The 18,521-nt window shown below is 66.3% G+C and carries 20 protein-coding genes; all 20 read left to right on the top strand.

Annotated elements, in window-relative coordinates; translation table 11 throughout:
• The first annotated feature begins 1 nt into the window (after position 1).
• A complete protein-coding gene (locus tag ACFYOW_RS45575) occupies positions 2-1,150 on the top strand; it encodes a C40 family peptidase (protein WP_387297736.1) in 1,149 nt (382 codons plus the stop codon).
• A gap of 432 nt (positions 1,151-1,582) precedes the next feature.
• On the top strand, positions 1,583-2,503 hold the full coding sequence (locus ACFYOW_RS45570; RefSeq protein WP_387297734.1) for a hypothetical protein: 921 nt from the start codon (positions 1,583-1,585) through the stop codon (positions 2,501-2,503).
• A gap of 78 nt (positions 2,504-2,581) precedes the next feature.
• Positions 2,582-3,262 carry a hypothetical protein gene (locus ACFYOW_RS45565; RefSeq protein WP_387297732.1) on the top strand — a complete coding sequence of 227 codons (681 nt, stop codon included), beginning with the start codon at positions 2,582-2,584 and terminating at the stop codon, positions 3,260-3,262.
• On the top strand, positions 3,259-3,804 hold the full coding sequence (locus tag ACFYOW_RS45560) for a hypothetical protein (protein WP_387297730.1): 546 nt from the start codon (positions 3,259-3,261) through the stop codon (positions 3,802-3,804). The genes ACFYOW_RS45565 and ACFYOW_RS45560 overlap by 4 nt, the downstream gene beginning before the upstream one ends.
• The gene (locus ACFYOW_RS45555; protein WP_387297728.1) at positions 3,801-4,922 is read left to right on the top strand and encodes a hypothetical protein; all 1,122 of its coding nucleotides are present in this window, start codon (positions 3,801-3,803) and stop codon (positions 4,920-4,922) included. The genes ACFYOW_RS45560 and ACFYOW_RS45555 overlap by 4 nt, the downstream gene beginning before the upstream one ends.
• A 55-nt stretch (positions 4,923-4,977) precedes the next feature.
• Positions 4,978-5,901 (top strand): hypothetical protein, encoded by a 924-nt coding sequence (locus tag ACFYOW_RS45550; RefSeq protein WP_387297726.1) that lies wholly within the window; start codon positions 4,978-4,980, stop codon positions 5,899-5,901.
• Between the two features lie 78 nt (positions 5,902-5,979).
• Positions 5,980-6,978: a hypothetical protein gene (locus ACFYOW_RS45545; RefSeq protein WP_387297724.1), complete on the top strand. Its 999-nt coding sequence runs from the start codon at positions 5,980-5,982 to the stop codon at positions 6,976-6,978.
• Between the two features lie 73 nt (positions 6,979-7,051).
• Positions 7,052-7,999, top strand: a complete 948-nt coding sequence (locus tag ACFYOW_RS45540) for a hypothetical protein (RefSeq protein WP_387297722.1) — start codon at positions 7,052-7,054, stop codon at positions 7,997-7,999.
• A 48-nt stretch (positions 8,000-8,047) separates the two neighbouring features.
• A complete protein-coding gene (locus ACFYOW_RS45535; protein ID WP_387297720.1) occupies positions 8,048-8,968 on the top strand; it encodes a hypothetical protein in 921 nt (306 codons plus the stop codon).
• 204 nt (positions 8,969-9,172) lie between these two features.
• A complete protein-coding gene (locus ACFYOW_RS45530; protein WP_387297718.1) occupies positions 9,173-10,054 on the top strand; it encodes a hypothetical protein in 882 nt (293 codons plus the stop codon).
• Positions 10,051-10,479 (top strand): hypothetical protein, encoded by a 429-nt coding sequence (locus tag ACFYOW_RS45525; protein ID WP_387297716.1) that lies wholly within the window; start codon positions 10,051-10,053, stop codon positions 10,477-10,479. The genes ACFYOW_RS45530 and ACFYOW_RS45525 overlap by 4 nt, the downstream gene beginning before the upstream one ends.
• A gap of 75 nt (positions 10,480-10,554) precedes the next feature.
• Positions 10,555-11,316 carry a hypothetical protein gene (locus ACFYOW_RS45520; RefSeq protein WP_387297714.1) on the top strand — a complete coding sequence of 254 codons (762 nt, stop codon included), beginning with the start codon at positions 10,555-10,557 and terminating at the stop codon, positions 11,314-11,316.
• A gap of 64 nt (positions 11,317-11,380) precedes the next feature.
• Positions 11,381-13,231 carry a type IV secretory system conjugative DNA transfer family protein gene (locus tag ACFYOW_RS45515; protein WP_387297712.1) on the top strand — a complete coding sequence of 617 codons (1,851 nt, stop codon included), beginning with the start codon at positions 11,381-11,383 and terminating at the stop codon, positions 13,229-13,231.
• Complete coding sequence (locus ACFYOW_RS45510; RefSeq protein WP_387297710.1) at positions 13,228-14,124, top strand: DUF4913 domain-containing protein; 897 nt, start codon at positions 13,228-13,230, stop codon at positions 14,122-14,124. The genes ACFYOW_RS45515 and ACFYOW_RS45510 overlap by 4 nt, the downstream gene beginning before the upstream one ends.
• Positions 14,121-15,065 (top strand): hypothetical protein, encoded by a 945-nt coding sequence (locus tag ACFYOW_RS45505; protein ID WP_387297708.1) that lies wholly within the window; start codon positions 14,121-14,123, stop codon positions 15,063-15,065. The genes ACFYOW_RS45510 and ACFYOW_RS45505 overlap by 4 nt, the downstream gene beginning before the upstream one ends.
• Entirely contained in the window at positions 15,062-15,679 is a 618-nt protein-coding gene (locus ACFYOW_RS45500; RefSeq protein ID WP_387297706.1) for a hypothetical protein, read from the top strand. Before ACFYOW_RS45505 ends, ACFYOW_RS45500 begins: the two co-directional genes overlap by 4 nt.
• Before the next feature lie 33 nt (positions 15,680-15,712).
• The gene (locus ACFYOW_RS45495; RefSeq protein ID WP_387297704.1) at positions 15,713-16,003 is read left to right on the top strand and encodes a hypothetical protein; all 291 of its coding nucleotides are present in this window, start codon (positions 15,713-15,715) and stop codon (positions 16,001-16,003) included.
• Between the two features lie 227 nt (positions 16,004-16,230).
• A complete protein-coding gene (locus ACFYOW_RS45490; RefSeq protein ID WP_387297702.1) occupies positions 16,231-17,088 on the top strand; it encodes an MBL fold metallo-hydrolase in 858 nt (285 codons plus the stop codon).
• Positions 17,089-17,196: 108 nt separating this feature from the next.
• Entirely contained in the window at positions 17,197-17,910 is a 714-nt protein-coding gene (locus ACFYOW_RS45485) for a GNAT family N-acetyltransferase (protein WP_387297700.1), read from the top strand.
• 18 nt (positions 17,911-17,928) lie between these two features.
• Positions 17,929-18,234, top strand: a complete 306-nt coding sequence (locus ACFYOW_RS45480; RefSeq protein WP_387297698.1) for a hypothetical protein — start codon at positions 17,929-17,931, stop codon at positions 18,232-18,234.
• The last annotated feature ends 287 nt before the right edge of the window (positions 18,235-18,521 follow it).

The following is an 18,521-nucleotide window of genomic DNA, read 5'->3' as shown; positions in this document are numbered from 1 at the left end:
GGTGAATTCTTCGAAAACCCTTGCAGCAGTCGCAATGTCGCTGCCGGTCGCCCTGATCTTGATGTTGCTGATCTTTGTCGGAGCCGACCCAGCGACCTCGTGTGCGGCGACAGTAGCACCCAGCTCCGCCGGTGGGGAGGCCGGATCGGGAAAGGCCGGCGTGGCTGGGCTGAACGAAGCCCAGCTGAAACTGGCCCGCAATGGTGTCGCGATCGGCAAACAGCGGCAGGTGCCCGAATCAGTAATCGTGGCCGAGCTGGCTGCCCAAGCCACCGAGTCGACGTTCCGCAACTTGGCGAATTCGTCTGTGCCGGAATCACTGTCCTACAGCAACGACGGCGTCGGCCACGACCACGACAGTGTCGGTCCACACCAGATGCGGGTCAGTCTATGGGGATCGGTCGGTATCGCCCGATTGATGGATCCGACCTATCAGATCAACTGGTTCTACGACCGAGCCACCAAAACCGCTGGCGCCGAACAGATGCCCCCGGCCGAGCTCGCGCAAGCCATCGAACAATCCGCCCCGGCCGCCTACGCCGGGCAACTCGACCTCGCCCGTCAGCTGTATGCGATGTTCGCCGACATCGACCCGGCCTCGATGCCCGCACCGCAGGCAGGGCAACAGCCAACGGGATGCGGTGGCAACGGTTCCGGTGCACCCAATACCCCAACCGGTTCGTTCGCGCAAGCGGTCATCGACGCCGCCCGACGTTGGATCGGCACCCCGTACGTATGGGGTGGCGGGGACGCCAATGGCCCGACCAGCGGCGGATTCGACTGCTCCGGGTTGACCTTGTACGCGATCTATCAGGCCTCGGGCGGGCAGTTGCGGTTGCCGCACTACACCCAAGCTCAGCAAGATCATCCGTCTGCACAGCCGGTGCCGTTCGACAAGAAACAACCGGGAGACCTGGTGTTCTTCACCGAACCCGGCGCCACGGATTCCCACCATGTCGGGATCTACGCGGGCCGCAACGAACAAGGTCAAGACCTGCTGCTGCACAGCCCGCAGACCGGGCAAACCGTCACCCTCACCCCACTGAGTGCATGGACCGGCGAGCACATGGACGTGCGCAGATACACCCCGCCCTCCACCACCACGACCGAGGTCTCGGCGAACCACGAAGCGGGACAACGCCATCGATGACAACGAAGACCAGCGGCCATACCGCGCAGCAAGTTCGCGCAACGGAGAAAATCAAGAGAGTACTCGGATGACAACGCCACAACCGCCCGTCGGCGACAGCGCCGCGGGACTCGAAGAGCAGCATCTTCAGCGCAGATCTGCGCTGAAGGCAGCGATGTATTTCGGACCGGAGCCCGAGTGGGTATCAGGCGAGATGCCCCGATACCGACTCCCAGGCGGGCACGTCACGAGATCGCGGGTTCTCGCGATGACCGACCACATGCTCAGTCCAGGATCGGCGCGGCGGGACACGAAATCTAGGGCTGCCCAAGGATCTATCGCACAAGCCGGGTACGAAGCCGATCCGCATACACACCAGAGATCACGGCACATCCAGATCGCGGACCCGGGATCTGAAACATGGTTTCTGCCAGCTAGTTCGGGTCCTCGACTATGACTGCCCCGGCGTCGGATGGCAGCGCGGCCAGCGCGGTTCAGTTGGGAATGCTGAAGGTGATCCAGAACGTCACCGCCGATGTGGCTCAGCTCGCCGACGGCCCCAGTGGCGGCGAGCTCAGGAAGTGGCGCAACAACTTACGCGGACTGTCGGTGGCATCACAGCTGGTCGAGGAACAAGCTCGAGCTATCGGGGTGCCCGATACCTGGATCACCGTCACCAAGAACGCCGGAAACACCGGAGCACGCTGGAGCGGCGGTGAGCCGCTGCCGCCCGCAGCCGCGGTAGATCGCGAACAGTTGCTGGCGCACCTGCGCGAGCAAGTGGCGCTGCTCTACGACATGACCGCCACCCACACGGTTTGCGTGGACCGCTTCGGCGCTGTCCCCGGCGATCTCGCCGACCGATTCCACGAGCACCTGCGGTTGCAGTGGGCCAGGGTCGCGATGGTCGCTATCGCCCTCGAGGTGACCGAGACCGAGGTCGCGGGATGGTGGTTCACCAGCAGCGACGCGTGGGGATCGGTGCTGGGGTCAACCCGCGATCAGGCCGCATCGCAACTGCTTCAACGGTGGAGAACGCACACGAAGACGACCGCGGTGAGCGACGCCCACGTGCGAGTCGAAGCCCTGAATATGGCGGGGATCAGCCTCAGCGACGCCGCCACACACCAACTTCCACCGCGCCCCGGTGAGCTGATCAAGGCCGCTGAAACAGCGTGGCTCACAGGCGCCAGGAGCGGTGGCATGGGCATCGCCTCCGATCTGGGGACAGATGGCGCCACCGCGATCAGCGACGTCGTTGACGCCGCGCTGCCGGGCAGTACGACTCGTACCTGGCAGGGCGAGGACCTCGGCGGCGACACCACACACGACACAGCGAGGCAGCCGTCCCCCATTGCGGACCCGGGCCCATGACCGGACCAGGTGAAACCGCTGCACCGCAATCGAACCGAACAGCAACGAGCCAACCCGCCAACGAGAAAGCCCTCACCAATGACAGTCACGCCCACTGTGACCCCCGCTGACGCACACGCACTCACCCTCCCGCAGTTGGTGGTGCGGATCTTGGCGCGTGAGCTGCGCGGTTGCACCAGTTACCGGCAGCTGGACCGTGTCGCTGCCGAACACCGATTCAGCAGCCCGGGACTGTTCGCCGATTTCACTGCCGCGCTGCGAACCGAAGCGGGGATCGACTACACGCGGTTGCGCGAGAACGAACTGGCACGTCAGCAAGCCCACGCCAGGCTGGTCGAACGCGGAACACGCGGACCACACCTGTTGTTGTGGTCGGCCGCCACGACCGAGCAGTTCACGCTGTGTCGCGCCGACGGACAAGTGATCTGGCGGCAGCGCTTCGACGACCTCACCCCACCCACGGTGATCGAATCCGAAGCCGACGGCCTGGAAACCGCTGCCCGCCATGCGATCTGGCTGGCCGGACAAGCCCGCCACGACTGGGGCGCCCCGGTCGCGACACTGCACCTGATCCTGGCGCGCAGAAGCAGCGACCTGCCCGAGAACCTGAAACAGGCGGCGTTCATCGCCGGACTCGTGCTGGACCTGATCACCGACCCGGACCACAACCCCGCCCATGAACAATCCACCGCCACCAGCCCCGTCGACTGGCGCCACATCGACCTGGGCACCCTGATCCAGCACCGGATCCCGACATGAGCGGCATCCGACCCCGCGCGCTGGTCGTGGTAGCGGCAATGAGCACCACCGTCCTGGCTGCTGGATGCGACCACGAACCCGCCATCGGCAACCAGACAGCAAGCACCGCAACCGCATTCGCTGCGCCCTACACCACGGTCGATCCGTGCTCGGGTGGGGCCGTGCTGGCAGCCGCTATCTCGGCGGTCTTCACCTATCGACCCGATATCCAGGCCGATCAACGCGTCGCGTTCCAGAATGCAAAACCGTTACTGACAGCGGAGTTCGCCGTCGCTGGTGAATCGGCGGCGACGGTGCTCACGCCGATCACCGCGGCGCGCTGGCAGCGATGGCGCACCCAGCTCGTGAGCGTGACGGCCACCGCGCGAACCACTGGCGATGACCATCCACCCGATACCGCGACCTCGATGAGTCGTGTCCTCGCGGTCGATCTGTATCCGGGTGACACCATCCCCGCGATGGGGTTCGCGGTCTACGCGCACGCCGTCCGTTCGGGCCTGTCGGGTCCGTGGCTGGTTGCGGGTTTGGAGGTGATCGGGTGAGTGGGGATCCGGTCGAAGAGGGCGGTCAGGCGGTGCGTCAAGGGTTCATCCAGGCGTTCCAGACCGGGGCGATGGTCGGAAACTTCTTGCAGCGCCGTGGCGGCGAGTCCCGTTCTGTGGCAGAGCATCTGCAGCGGATGGAGGACGCCGGTGCTCGTGAGTTGCGTGACCGGCAACTGCACTGGGCGAAATTGCAGGGCTACGCCGATCGCCAGACACAGGGACAGCGGCTGTTCGAACTCGACGAACAAGCCAAGCTCGACGAGGCGACCCGCAAAGAGACTGTGCACCAGCGTCAATTGGACGGATACGACGATCGGTCGCGGTGGGGCGAAGCCTTGAACGAGGCGGAAATCGAGGTCAAGAGTGAGCAGATCCGACGAGGCAACGCGGATCTGAAGCGTCGCGACGATGAGAGTGCGGCCGAGCAGCGGCGCAAAAACGAGATCCACCAGCTGCAGATAGACGGGTACGCCGACCGGGCGAAGTACGCGAAAGACTTGTACGACCTGGACGTGGAGTACAAGAAGCTGCTGATCGACATCCGCCGCCGCGCTGCCGGTTTCAGCGAGACCTTGTCCACCACGAGCGGCGAGGACGCGGCAACGCATCACGCCTCGGTCGGGTTCGCCGCCGCCCATCACACCGCGGATCTGTCCGAGCAGCACCGCACCCATGCCGGCGCCTATGACGAGCGGTTCACCGACGACACCGGCACGGATCCGCAAACCTATCTCGACGGCGACCCCGACACCGGGCAGCCGGGAGTGTCGATGGTCCCCTACGGCACCAGCCCGGATGATGACCTGCCCTATATCGACGTCGAGACAGTCGAGGTCGACGAGATCGAGGTCGAGACCCGCACCCGGTATCCGGAGCCGATGTTAGATGCGGTCGCCGGGCTGACCGAGGAACTGACCATCGGTGTATACGCCGAATACCTCCTCGGCGATGTGGTCGACCCCGGCTCGGGCGTGGTTGCCGATACCGGGGACGGTATCGGCACCGCGATCGAGGACGCCGGACTGACCGGCGAGGTCGGTATCGGAATCGAGGCCGACCTCGGTCCGGCGCCGACTGGGCAGGTGCTCGGTGTGGACGTGGGGATCCAACGATGAGCGCCCCGGGGTCGAGGACTGGCCGCTGCGTCGACGACGGGGGCGGGTGGTTGTGATGGTCGAATCGGCATCGGCGTTACCGCCAGTCCAGCAGGCGTTGCTGACCGCGATTCAGAACATGAGCGTCTATATCCGCAATACCGCTGATCGGGGCCGATTCGGTTGGGACCGTTTGGACCTCGCGCAGGGGTGGCAGCACCAACTGCAACATCTCAACGAGGCCCGCGACATCATCACCGGTGAGGCCGCCTCGATCGGAGTGCCGCCGCGGCTGATCGAGCACGTCCGCCAGCGCGGCACCAACGGCATCCGGTGGCACCCCCAGCAGACAATGCCCACCGCTGAGGCCGTCGACCGCGCACAGTTGCTGGCCGGATTAGCCACCCAGGTCGGCCGGCTCGAGGAGATGGCCGCGGTGCACGCCGCCTACACCCACCGGTACAGCGACTACACCGGTGAACCACAGATGTGGTTCCAAGCGAGCATGGAAGCTCTGCGCGAGCACCTCGGGGCGCTCGCGCACGCTGTGGAGCTCACCGCGGACGAGCGCGCGCAGTTGTGGCCTGACCGCGCCAGTATCGGCGCGGCCACCGCGGCGGCACAAGGCCTCGATGACGAGGCGCTGACCGAGAAGTGGCGCAGCCGGGCGAGTATGTCGAATTTGATCGGTGAAAGCGTGCCGTTGGATGTGCTGCGCTCAGCGGGGATCACCTTCGACGACACCGACATGGCCGGGTATCTGCCGCCTGGGCCGAAAGAGCTGATCGCTCTCGCCGAGACCGCACTCGACGCCGCGACCACCCCCGCCACCGAAGCTGCCGATGCGCCCGGTGCGCGGGCAGCCGATGGGGCGGTGATCCACACGGCGATCGAGCATGCGGGCCTGAGCAGCGACAACCACACCGCACAGCTGGACGAGGTCACCGATCCGCCATCGCACCCACTGCCACTGACCACCAAGCACGGCATAGACCCATGAGCGCCATCGCATTCATGAACAGCGATAGTGCGGATCTGCACACCTATCGCGCAGCGACTGCCCGGGTGGGTGGTCGTGGTGAGTGATCCGCTGTGGTCGAGTTCGGTTGCGGGCCTGGCGATTCCGGCGGTTCAGGTGCAGATGCTGCGCGCGATCCAGAACTTCACCGTGGAGATCGGTAACGTCGAAAACCGCGCCCGTCACGCGAATCTGGGGGACGCCGACCTTACCGCGGCGTGGCGGCGGCAGTTGTGGCATCTGAACCGGTCCCGGCAGCTGATGCGCGAACAGGCCACCGCGATCGGGATCGCCCAACACGCGATCGATCACGTCCAGGCCCGCGGCGCCAACGGGCTGCGTTGGCGCGGCGATCAGGTAATTCCCGACGCCGCCGTGGCAGACCGTGCGGGACTGCTGGCTCGGTTGGGGACGCAGGTGGATCAGCTGGAAGATATGGTCGCTGTCCGCGTCGCCCATAATCACCGATTCGGTGCCGCCGACCCGGATTTGGAGTCGTTTTTCGACGCGCGAATGACCGTGCTACGCAACCACATCGGTGCGGTAGCGCACGCCCTCGAGATCACCAGCAGCGAACGTGAGCAGCTGTGGTCGACCGATGATACGAGTCTGCGCCAAACCCTGCAGACGCGGATGCACGGCTATGACAACGACACCGTGAGCGCCCGATGGCTCGAATACGCCTCGCTGCCGCAGCTGCTGGCCGCGGAACTGCGGTTGGCAGCGCTGACCAGCTCAGGGATATCCCTAGCCCACGCGCACGCGGCCGGGCACATGCCACCCTCACCACACCAACTCATCGCCGTGGCCGCAACCGCGCCCAACATCGCAAGAACCGACGCCACCACCCTCACCGATCCGGACTCGAGCCGCGCCGCCGGCGTCGCGATTGGTCAGGCCATCGACGCGGCAGGAATCGACACCGACACCGACCCGACCGGCGACACCGCCGCCGACGCGGATGCCGGTGCCTTGCGCGACCGGCTCCAAGCAGGTCTTCCGCATGGCCCGCACCAGCCCGCGTCGCAGGTGAACACCGAGCGCGGTATCGAACGGTAACCCGACAGGAGTCACGCATGAACTTGCGAACCACAATGCAGCACAACCGGATTCGTAGACCAGGGAGGTGGCAGTGACCGGGCCGTCGCGACCGTGGGAGTCGCTGCCGCCGTGGAAAACTCGACTGCTCGAGCAGGTACAAGATCTGTCGTACCACCATCAGCGGGTCCTGCATCACGGCTACCCCGACTACAACCTCACCCCCGGCAGCGACGACACACGAGTCCATGTGTGGCAGGCCCACCTGCGGGAACTGGACGCCGAACGCGACCAGGCCGTGATCCGCGCCCGCGCCAACGCAATTCCCGAACCGATGATCGAGCAGGCCCGCGCCCTCGGTGATCGCGGAATACGCCGGAACGCCCGCCAACCACCACCGCCGGAGCCCGCCCGCGGAACTGACGTGGCGCGCGAGGCGATGCTCGACAGCATCGCCGACGATGTCTGGGCCCTCGAACACACTGCCGCGATCCTTGCCGCGCACCGGCAACGCCGCATCGCGGCCGGGATTGTTTCCGAATCCGAGCCGGTCGCGGCGAGCCAGATCCACACCAACATGTCCGCGCTGTGGGTGCGTGCCGCCGACACCGCCGTCGCCGCGGACCTCACCGATACCGAACGCGCTCAGCTGTGGGGCCGCGACGCACAGGCCTGGCGAACTCTGGTGGAGGCGACGGTCAATCGCTATAGCGACACCGAGTTGGAACAACACTGGCGCACTCGAGCGTGGCCGGGGATCGAGTACGACGCCCGAACCCACATGCACCCCCTCGACAGCAGCGGAGCGGGCCGCGCCGTCGTCCCCGGTGAGCTCCCACCGACACCACAGGTGATGATCGACCACGCCCAACAGGCGCTCGCCATCACCTCTGGCGATGACACCCGCACCGACGGGCAAGTCAGCGAGAAGGCGATCGCGGCAGCACGGCTGGACGAGTTGACCCGCAGCTGGGGCGGTGAACCGGTCGGCGAACCGGCCACCGGCTCGGGTTCGACACACGATCTGGACCGGGACTTGTGATGGCACCGGTGGACATCGAATTGGTGGCGGGAGCAGGGGGTTTCGATCGTGACCGATCCTGACCTGACAGCACACCAGCGTGAACTCGCCCGGTGGCAAACCGAGTTGCTGCGACGAATCCAGCATCTCGAAGGTGAATACACCCGGATCTCGCGGCTGGGATTCGACGGCTACGACGGACCCGACCCGCAGCTGGAATGGACCACACACCTGCAAGCGCTCAGCGCCGAACGAGAGGCCCTCGAACAACAAGCGCTGCAAGCTGGGGTCAGCCCCGACTGGATCGCCGACGTGCGTGAGCTCGGATCCCGGACCGCGACATCGCCGCAGCAGGCGGAGTTGCCGAGCGCATCGAGTGAGGTCCGCGGGTTCTGGTTCGACATGATGGCCCCGGATCTGTGGAATCTGGAGCGGATGGCGTATCTGGCCGCGGCCTATCAGGACCGCGTCGCCACCGGCCGGGCAACCTTCGAGATCACCGCTATCCAGGCGCGGCATTTCGAGCGCAATATGCGTGTGCATCACCGGCGGGCGACCGCGTTCGCGCACATGGCGCAGGTGAGCGTGGCCGAGGGCGAGCAGTTGTGGGGAATCGGGCGAGCGGGATGGCTCAAACTCCACAACTCTTACGTCAGCGCCCAGGACGAAACCGGGCTCCGCAATGAACTCGGCAAGTACATGAGCGCGGATCCGGGAATGCCGGTGCCGCCGTATGTCGCGGTCGACGACGAGGGGCATCCGATCCCGCGAGCCGACAGCGTGCCACCGGCACCGGAGCAGATGATCGCCGACGCCTACGCCGCGATCCGCACACAGTTCATCGACGCCGCTCTCGCCCCGCAAGGGGAGATGACCGCTGCGATCGAGCAGGCACTGCCACCAGGACTGGTCGGGCAGTGGCACAGCGAAACCACCCCCACCACCGAGGTGTCACCACACGCCCGTAAGGAGGCCGGTCCCGAACCGTAACCATCGACACCGCAACAACATTCGCGCCACGATCGTATCGGTCTCGGCGCACCAGCCGACAGCGCGTGCAACATCCGGGTCTTCCTCGCTGACCGTAGGTGCCGGTCACAGGCAAGGCAGCCACACAATCCGCCGGGGACATCAGAAATCAGCCGCCCCAGAACGCTTCGGCGTCGCGGCCCACTTCGACGAGGTCGAAAGACGATGTCCGACAACACATTCCACGACAATCCCGAAACACCCACCACCACAACCAGTTCACCCCCGAACCCGGGCGATACAGCTGCCGCCGCAGGGCAATCCTCGCCCACCGATTCGACCCCACTCGCGATGGACACATCCCCCGCGCAGGTGGAAAAGCTTGCCCTGGAACTGTTCGTGTCCTCCGAGCGAATCGACGGGACGCCGAGCGAGGCGGGCCGGTCCTCGGCCGCCGACGATGCGGCCGACGCGCTCTACACGCGCCGGTTGCGGGAGGTGCAAAACCTTGCCGCGGCAACAACTCTGCTCGCCGACACCGCAGGGGTGGGTGAGCACGGTGACGGTGTGCCAGCCCAGCTGGATGCCCTGACCGTGGCGTTGGGGCAGGCGCGTCGTGACGCGCTGGCCGACGGTGTCGCCGAGGACGATGTCATCGCGGCCGAATTGCTGGGCACCGAGGGCATGCCATGGGCGGCGCACCCGTCACACCGCTGGCTGGGCCGGATCGAACAACTCGACGCCCAAGCCCAAGCCTCTGCACGACAGGCATACCAGTACCACGAGCAGGTCATGCGGCTGCGCATACACATCACCGGCCAAAACTCCAAGATTCGAGGGCTCGAACACCAGCTCAGTGCCAGCCACACCAAAGTCCGAGAGTTCCTGGGGGACAACGCTGTCCGCGACATCGCTGCAGGCCGAACGATGGGCGACGCCGAAGTCGGCGACGAGAACCTCCAGCACCGTGCAGCCGATTCCGGTCGCGATATCGGCGAGGCCATCGACGCGACATCACACACCCCAGGCGGTGGCCAATGGGTGCCCGAAACGGAAGCACCGCCTGAGGATCCCGCGGCGAGGCCGGAGTGGGGGCGGGACCTGTGACGTGGCTGGAACAGCCGCGCGGCTACCTGGACCCCCGCTACTACGCCGACGCGGCCTCTGAGACCGAGCAGCACCTACGCGCCGACTTCGCCAAGCACTACGCGCTGCGCGAGATCGCCCCCTTCGGCGAAACACCCGCAGATGTTGCGCGGCTCGAGAATAATGCCGTCGAGCTCGCCGCGCCGTGGGTCCACCATGATATGCCGCAGTGGCGCACCCTTTGGGGGCAGATCGACGCCGCTGCCGGGGCGTGGGAAGCCGATTCCGAAGCCGCGCGGCGAGGTTTCGACAGCATCGCCCGCTCCCGCGACGCTGGTGATCGCAGTGTCGATGACATGAGCTGGCGCACCCTGCGCCAGGCCCGTGAAATCACCGGCCACACCGACGGCATCGCCTACGGCTCCAACCAGGATCAGGCGAGCTAGCACGCACCTGGACCGCAGTTACGTCTCATCACCAACACGACCGTCCCTCAAGCCCAACCGTCTCCAGATGCTCCGGTGGCCTCGGCGCAGGGGACCGGACCGGTGTTGAGTGCGGTGGATCGTGCGTTGGGGGCCAGGCCGGGCGCGCAGTTGTTGAGCATGGACGAGGTGGGGGCCGTCATCGACGGGATCGACCTAGCCCTGGACTGGGAGGAAGAGTTCGGTGACCGCGACGGCACCGAACAGTTGGCGCGCCAGGCGGCGCTGCTGCGTGAAGTGCAGGACCTCACGGCCGAGCACTCGCGCGTGGCGGATGGACAGGGCGAACCAATCGGGGATCCGGAAGCTCTTGTCGAGCACATGGAGTCGTTGTTGGCTCAGGTGCGGCGCGCCCGTGCTGAGGCCCTCGCCGGCGGGGTCGAGGACTCCGATATCGACCTCGCCTACCGGGCGGGTCTGGACGGCACGTATTGGAGCGACCGCCCGGCCCACCCTCATTTGGGGCGCATCGCGCAGCTCACTGCCGAACGCGACGACGCCCGCGCCGAAGCCGCCACTCTGCGCGGCGTCGTGGCCGATCTGCGCAACCAGCTCGCCCGCCACGAAGCCGCGCCCACCAGTATCGAAACCGCAGCCGCACCAACACTCTCGACGCCCGCAACCGTGAACCCCGCCATCGGCGCCGACACCACCGGCGACGGTGGCGCCGCGATCGGCGCGGCCATCGACGCCGCCATACCCGAGGACGCGGGCAACGACTGGGACACCGCCACCGAACCCGCCGAACCGATCTCCGACAGCCACCGGACCGAGGTCATCGAGGAGGCGATTCAGTGAATCTGTCTGCCCCGCAACCTAATCCGCATCCGTCTTCGTGCTCGTACTTGAGGAGTTCGCGATCATGATTTCCACACGAGAGGCCCGCCGCCGCAGGGTCGGTGGTCTGGGACCCGAAACCACCGCGCTACTGCTGTTTCTGGCCGTCTTGGTGCTGGCGCTGCTGGCGTGGGCGGCATTGAGTGCGGGTAGTTGGTGGGCAGGGCTGCCAGTGACCCGGCACCCCGTGGTGGCGTTGCTGCAAGTGGCCCTCGGTCAGCACCCATGGCCGTGGCAATCCAGCGTCGTAGCCGCCGTGTTGGCCGTGCCGGTCGCGGTGCTGGTTCGGGTGGGGTGGCGATCAGTGGCCTCGCGTCCGCGCATCGATGCCGCCGCCCGCACCATGCACCGCCCCGGCGAGATCACCATGGCCACCCAAGCCGACAACGCCGCCGCCGCAACGCGATTGCTCAAGGATGCGCCACCGCAAATCCAAGCCCTGAAAGGGCCACCGCTGGGCACAACAGTGCAGGGCGGGATCGAGTTGTATGTGCCCGCGGAGATGGGTGTTGTGATCGCAGCTGGTCAGCGCACCGGCAAGACCATGGTGTGGGCGGTGCCCGCGGTCCTTGCGGGGTGGGGGCCGGTGCTGGCGACCTCCAACAAACCTGATGTGTATCGCCACACCGTCGGCGGGCGCGAAGAACAGGGTTCCCGGATCTGGTTGTGTGATCTGCAGGCGGTCACCGGGACGGTCGCATGCTCGTTCTGGGTGGATCTGCTGGCACAGGTGCAGACCTTGCCCGCCGCCCGGAAGCTGGGCGGGTTCTTCATCGCCGACTCGAACGCCGAAAACGCGCGTGTGGACGCCTATTTCGACGGCGGCGCGCGAGAGCTGCTGGCACTGTATGTGTTCGCGGCGGCATGCGCGGGTGGGGATCTGATACACGCCGCGGAATGGCTCGGCCGTGACCAGGACCAAACCCCGGCGTTGATCCTGCGCCATCACGACCACCCGCGTGCCGCGGACCGGATTCTGGAAGCCCAAAGCCTGTATGCCCGTCAGCGGGATGGTCTGTTCGATATGGCGCGCCGGTATCTCAATGTGCTGACCCACGAAGGCTATGCGCGGATGGTGACCCCACCACAGCGGCGCGTCATCAAAGCCCACGAAGGGGCCAACAACACGGTGATCCTGGACATCAGCGACGGCGAGGCAGTTCATGACTTGCCGCAATTCCAGCCGCGGGAATTCGTCACCAGCAACGACACCCTCTATGCGCTGTCGATGGCCGGACACGACAGCGCGACCCCGCTGACCGCGGCGTTGATCGGACAGATCCTCGAGGCCGCACTTGCCACGGCGCGCGCGAGAGCTGATGGGCGCCTGGCGGTTCCGTTGCTGGCGGTGCTGGATGAAGCCGCCAACTGCGCACGCATCGCGGAGCTGCCGGAGTACTACACCTACTGCGCGGGCTGCGGCATCATCTTGATGACCATCCTGCAAGTCCTCGAACAAGGCGAAGCCCTGTGGGGCGCGAACGGGTTGAAGATCATGCGCGCCCAAGCCATCGAGGTCTACGGCGGCGGTATCGCCGCCCTGGACTACCTCGAACACTGGTCACGCATGACCGGCCCCCACGACGTGGCCGAGCGCTCCCGCAGCTACGGTCCCGGCGGAGTCACCCGATCATTAACCTGGCGCTCCGAACCGATCCTGGATGTCGCCCAGCTAGGGGCGCTACCCAAAGACCGCGCCGTCATCCGGTTACCGAACCACGGGCCGATGCTGGTGAAAAAGGTTCCCTGGTACCACAACCCCGACCTCGCACCCCAAATCCAGCGATCCCTGGACCGATTCAAGGACCCCACCGCCGAAACCGTCACCCCACCGGCGACCGGGACCACGGACGGCACTGCGGGGAGCGCGCCATGAACACCCCGGCACCAACCCCACCCGCAGCAGCCGGCCCGAAACTGAAAGGACCGCCCCAGCCACCGGCGTACCGGCACTTCACCGAATTCGCCGACACATGGTTACTGCCGATGGTCAATGTCCGCCTCGCCGAAGCGAACCGGGAAGGCACGTACACCTGGTGCAGTCAATGGTGGCGCCACCGCTCTGTCGCAGTCCGCATCGCCCACCTCCATGCAGCTTTCGAAGCCTCGCGGCGCAGCAAGTCCGGCAGCGCGATCAGCACCTATGTCCTCAACCACGTCGACCCGCATTTCACCCTCATCCTCGACGCAGCGAACGGACCGCTGTACCGGTGCACCCGAACCGAACACAACACCGTGCCCTCGCTATCGGCGGACCCGGTGCCCGCGAACTGGTTCGGCACCACACCAACCCCCACCCCGGACGCGGGCACCGGAAGCGAAGAGAAACCACAACCGCTGTTCGCCCATTACAGCGACTTCGTGACCGACTGGCTGCTGCCGGTCACCGCTGTCCGCGTCACCGCGAACAACCGTGAAGGCCACTACACGTGGTGTCGGCAATGGTGGCGCCACCACGAAGTCGTACTACGCTTCGCCGCCATCCACTCCGTCTTCGAAGCCGCGCGCCGCGCCGAGGACAAGACCGCCATGTCGAGCCTGTTCGTCAGCCACATCGACCGGCACATGCGCCGAATCCTCGACGCCGCACAAGGACCACTACACCTGTGCACCCCACACCGACACATCGAACTCACCGGACTCCCCAACACCGCGATCGCGCCAGCCTGGTTCGGCATCGACGGCACGACAACCCCGATCGAACACCTCGGATGGGGACCCGACTTCCGGGCCCTGGCACCCGCCTCGCCAGCAGGACCACGACCGTGAGAACGCCGACCCCTGTGCAGGCGCGAGTGCTCAAAGCCTTGCAGAACCAGACGAAGGCGTTGAACACCATGGTGGCCAACGCAACTCGCCGCCAACAGCAGACCGGGCAAAACCCACCACAGTCCTGGTTCGAGGACTACCACGGCCGGGCGATCCTGCGTGAGGAACTGATCAACGCCGCCCACGCAGGCGGGGTACCCGCTGCGTGGATCGACCACGTGCGTGAGCGCGGCGAACGCGCCATCGCCTGGCGCCCCGAGCTATACCTGCGCACCCCCGACACCCTCGACTGGGACCCGATCCTGGCCGCCCTCACCGCGGACGTGCACCGGCTGTGCCAGTGGAGCGCCCTCGACCTCGCCTACCGCCAGATCAACCCAGCACCCGAGATCGACATTCGCACCGACTTCGATCGCAACCTACGCAACCTGCGCGAACGGACCACTGGGATAGCGAACCTGCTCGGCCTCACCGCCGAGCAAGGTCAACAGTTGTGGGGCACCACCCCCGACTGGGCACAGGCCGGATCAGCAACCCTCAACGGTGTTCCCGTCGAGGAACTCTTGCAGCGTTGGCACGCCGCCGCACACACCGACACCGGTGTCTACGCACTGCAAGCCATCGCCTTGGCCGCCGCCGGGATCACGACCGAATCCGCGGCGGCACTGCCACAGCATCCACAGTTGGTCGTCGCGATCGACGCCCGATTCGTCGCCCCACAGCAGCTTTTCCGATCCGCCGCCATCACCGGCGAGAGCATCGACACCGCGATCACTGCCGCGAACCTGACCAACAGCGCCGAGGCCGACACCGAAACCGTCATCGAGGCAACACTATTCAGCCACGCACCCAGCGCGGACCCCCTCAGCTTCGACACCACCATCGACCGGGAGATTTCGGCCCCGGAATTCCTGTCGCCGGTCGAGGGAACCGAGCCATGACCTCACCGGGACCAGCGCCACGCGTTCGCGATATCGCAGCCGAACAGGCGCGAATGCTGCACCGCATCCACCAGCTCGCCGCCCAAGCCGCCCGACTACGGCACAACACCCAGTCCGCAGCGGCCGACACCACCACCAGAATCGACATACTCGCCCAAATCAACGCCCTCGACCGGGCCCGGGACCTGACCGAAATCCAGGCCCGCGCACACGGTCTGCCACGCAGCTGGGTCGATCTCGCGCGCCGGATCGGTCAGACCGACGGCACGTGGACCGACGAGCAACTGCTCCCGACACCACACCCAAAACCCAAGCGCCGCAGCATCGTGCGCGTCATCGCCGACACCACCCAGCTCACCGACATGGCCGCGATCACCGTCGCCCGCGAACACCTGCTCGCCACCAATGGTGTCACCGGTGAACCCGAACCTGCCGCGGCCCAACAGGTCCGGCGAAACATGCAAGCGCTCTGGACACGCGCCGCTGCTACCGCCACCTCGATCGGGATGGGCCGCACACAACGCGCCCGCACACTCCACACCGCCGTCGGCGACCTCGAACACCGACTCGGCCACTACCTGCAATACCGCCTCGAGGACCTGGATCCACCGTGACGCCGCTACAGCACCCCCACCATCGCCGCCGCCGTGCGGCGCTCACTGACCAGCCTGCGCCGCACCAACCGCGACACCAACACCACCGCAACCGGCACCGACGCCGAGCAACCCCCGACACCGAAAGCACTACTCGAACAAGCCCGCCACGCCCTGCATACGACACTGGCCGACCAATCCCGATCCCACGGGACCGAGATCAACGCAGCGATCGCCGACGCGCTACCCCAAACAACGTCCTATGGCTGGGACTGCGAAATCGACACCCTCGCCAGTGAGACCACCGCGCCCGAAGCGCACCACGACGCCGGACCCGATCCCTAGCGGCGAGGGAACCGATTCTGGTTGGCCGACATCCATATTCATTGTGAGGACCCCATGCACCCATGTATCGGCGTCAGCGCTGTGGTGGCCCACATAGCGACCTCGCCCACCCGCCCGTGACCCGCCCGCCCGGCCGCAGCCAAGAGGACCGCCACCCCAACCCCCACGCGCCCAACCCCGGTCGGCGCCGCCGTCGGCCTGCCCGTACACATCGTGAAGGAGATCCGTTGAAGACAACAATCAGCCCTAACCGCCTGACCCGTCCTGGCGCCTTGCGCATCTTCGAGTTCGGCGACCATCGCACCACCTATCTACCCGACGGTTTCGCGACCCTCGACCCCCGCGCCTGGCTCCCCGAATCCAGCGAACAGTTGTGGCGCGACCACACCGCCCTACTCAACGCCGAAGGTGAGCTCACCGCCAGCATCGGCGGCTTGCTCATCGAGCACGGCGACCAGAGCTTGCTCATCGATACCGGATTCGGACCATCGCAGATCCCGACACCGTACGGGCTGATGTCCGGTGGACAACTCCTGGAAAGCCTTGCCGCCGTAGGCAAAACACCTGCCGACATCGACCTGATCGCGCTCACCCACCTGCACCTCGACCACATCGGCTGGCTGTGGCAAACCACGCCCACCAGTCCGTTCGCTGATACCCCGGTCTTGGTCGGGGACACCGAATGGGACACCCGCGACCTCGCGGTCACGGACGGGATCAGCCAACAGATGCTTGAGGTATTCGCAGACCACGTCAACCCGATCGCCGATGGCGAGGACATCTTCCCCGGCGTGCGTGCCCTCGCCACACCCGGACACAGTCTCGGACACACCGGGTTCGTGGTCAGTTCACGCGGACACCGCCTCATCGCATTCGGGGATGCCATGCAAACCCCCATCCAGGTCAGCCACCCGCACCTGACCGCGGCAGCCGATGACGACCCCGCCCAATCGATGAGCACCGCCAAATGGCTCCTCGACGAACTCACCGCCCCCTACACCCTCGGGTTCGGACTCCACTTCGCCGACGTGCAACTCGGATCCGTCACCGACATCGACGGCGTGAGCACCTGGCGACCTCAATGAAAACCCCGTCCCCTCAGCCGTCCCCCTGCCCACTCAACTGCTCGGCGATGTGCGGCAACCGATCACGGCACAACACACCAGACCTACCGCCGCGACAAGGAGACTCCCGTGCCCTCAGCATCCCCACAAACCACAGACCCCTACCAAGGACAGCGGCAGCCGGTGCTGATCCGCCGTGCCCGAGGCCGCGCCGAAATGCTGAAGTTCCGGCAGTGGCATGAGCTGGCGGGCAACACCGGCGCTCGCGCCGCCGCCCGACACCTCGCCGACCTCAACGACGCCGGACTGCTCTCGGCCGCGTTGAACGGTGGGCCTTTGCCGTCGGAGCACAGCGCCCTCGGGCGTGGCGGTGTCGCTGCCCTGGCAGCAGCACGAACGATGGCGCTGGTCGCGGTCGCAGACGGGCGCATCATCGGCGGACTGATCGCCGGACCACCGATACCGCTCGCGCTTCAAGTAGCTGCGCACGGTCCACACGCAGTCGTTCATGTTGGGTTGAACACCATCATGATTCGCGCCATCGCGGTGATACCCCAACACTGCGGTTACGGGGTTGGCCGCGCCCTACTACGGGAGGCCGTCGCGACCGCACGGCGCGCTCGCGTCCCGATTATCTTCGGACAGTTCGACACGGCCACAGTCGGCCTGGACGAGTTCTATCGACGTTGCGGAATGATAGTGACCAAGCCTGGTGGGGCCTTAGCCTTCAGCGACTACCTCGCGGCACCGGTAAAGCACGTCCCCCCGGCGGGCCACGCCCTGTTCTACCTACCCCTGGGGACATCGAATCGAATGCGTGAATCCTCTCGCCCCACGCGGTGACCAGGTGCCCGGCTCTGGATGACCTCGCCCGACGGTGCGGCCAATGGGCAATACTTGTCGGCTGTGGCGATGCCGACGTTGCGAGAAATAGCCGAACAAGCCCACAGCGACGGACACGAGACGCTGACTCTGGGCGGGCCTCTCGTGCGCTACCGCAGCATCAACTCAGACGAGGTCGCCGACGAGATCCGAGCCGATGAGCTCGGCTTGCCGATCCAACGGGAGGCCAGCACCGCCCGCGCTGTACTGTCCCGGCTGGCGCAGCAGTACCCGCACCCGTTCGACGAAGCGTGGCACAGACGCACGGCCGCACCGAGGTCCTGAACCAGGTTGTGGTTCAATCTGCAGTCGCCGCGCGGCGGCACCCCGCACCGTCGCCGCACCCGCAGTATCACACGCCGGTCACGGCAGCACGGCGGCACGGCTGGGTTTCGGACTGGTGGGTTGCGTATTTAACTGTCGGTGGGACCCCAACCTGGGCGGATCGGCATCTGCTAGTGGCCGCCTGCGCTGCGGGGTTCACTGCCGTTTGCGGCCTGGCCGAGACCGGAGTCAGCGCGATAGCGATCAGCGTGTCAGGAAGGTAGATAAAGGGGCGATCATGTGGTGGT

Origin of the sequence: Nocardia sp. NPDC006982 (genome assembly GCF_042869435.1) — a bacterium.
Lineage (GTDB): Bacteria > Actinomycetota > Actinomycetes > Mycobacteriales > Mycobacteriaceae > Nocardia.
The sequence above is the reverse complement of the archived record's forward strand: the minus strand, read 5'-3'. Positions and strand labels throughout refer to the sequence as shown.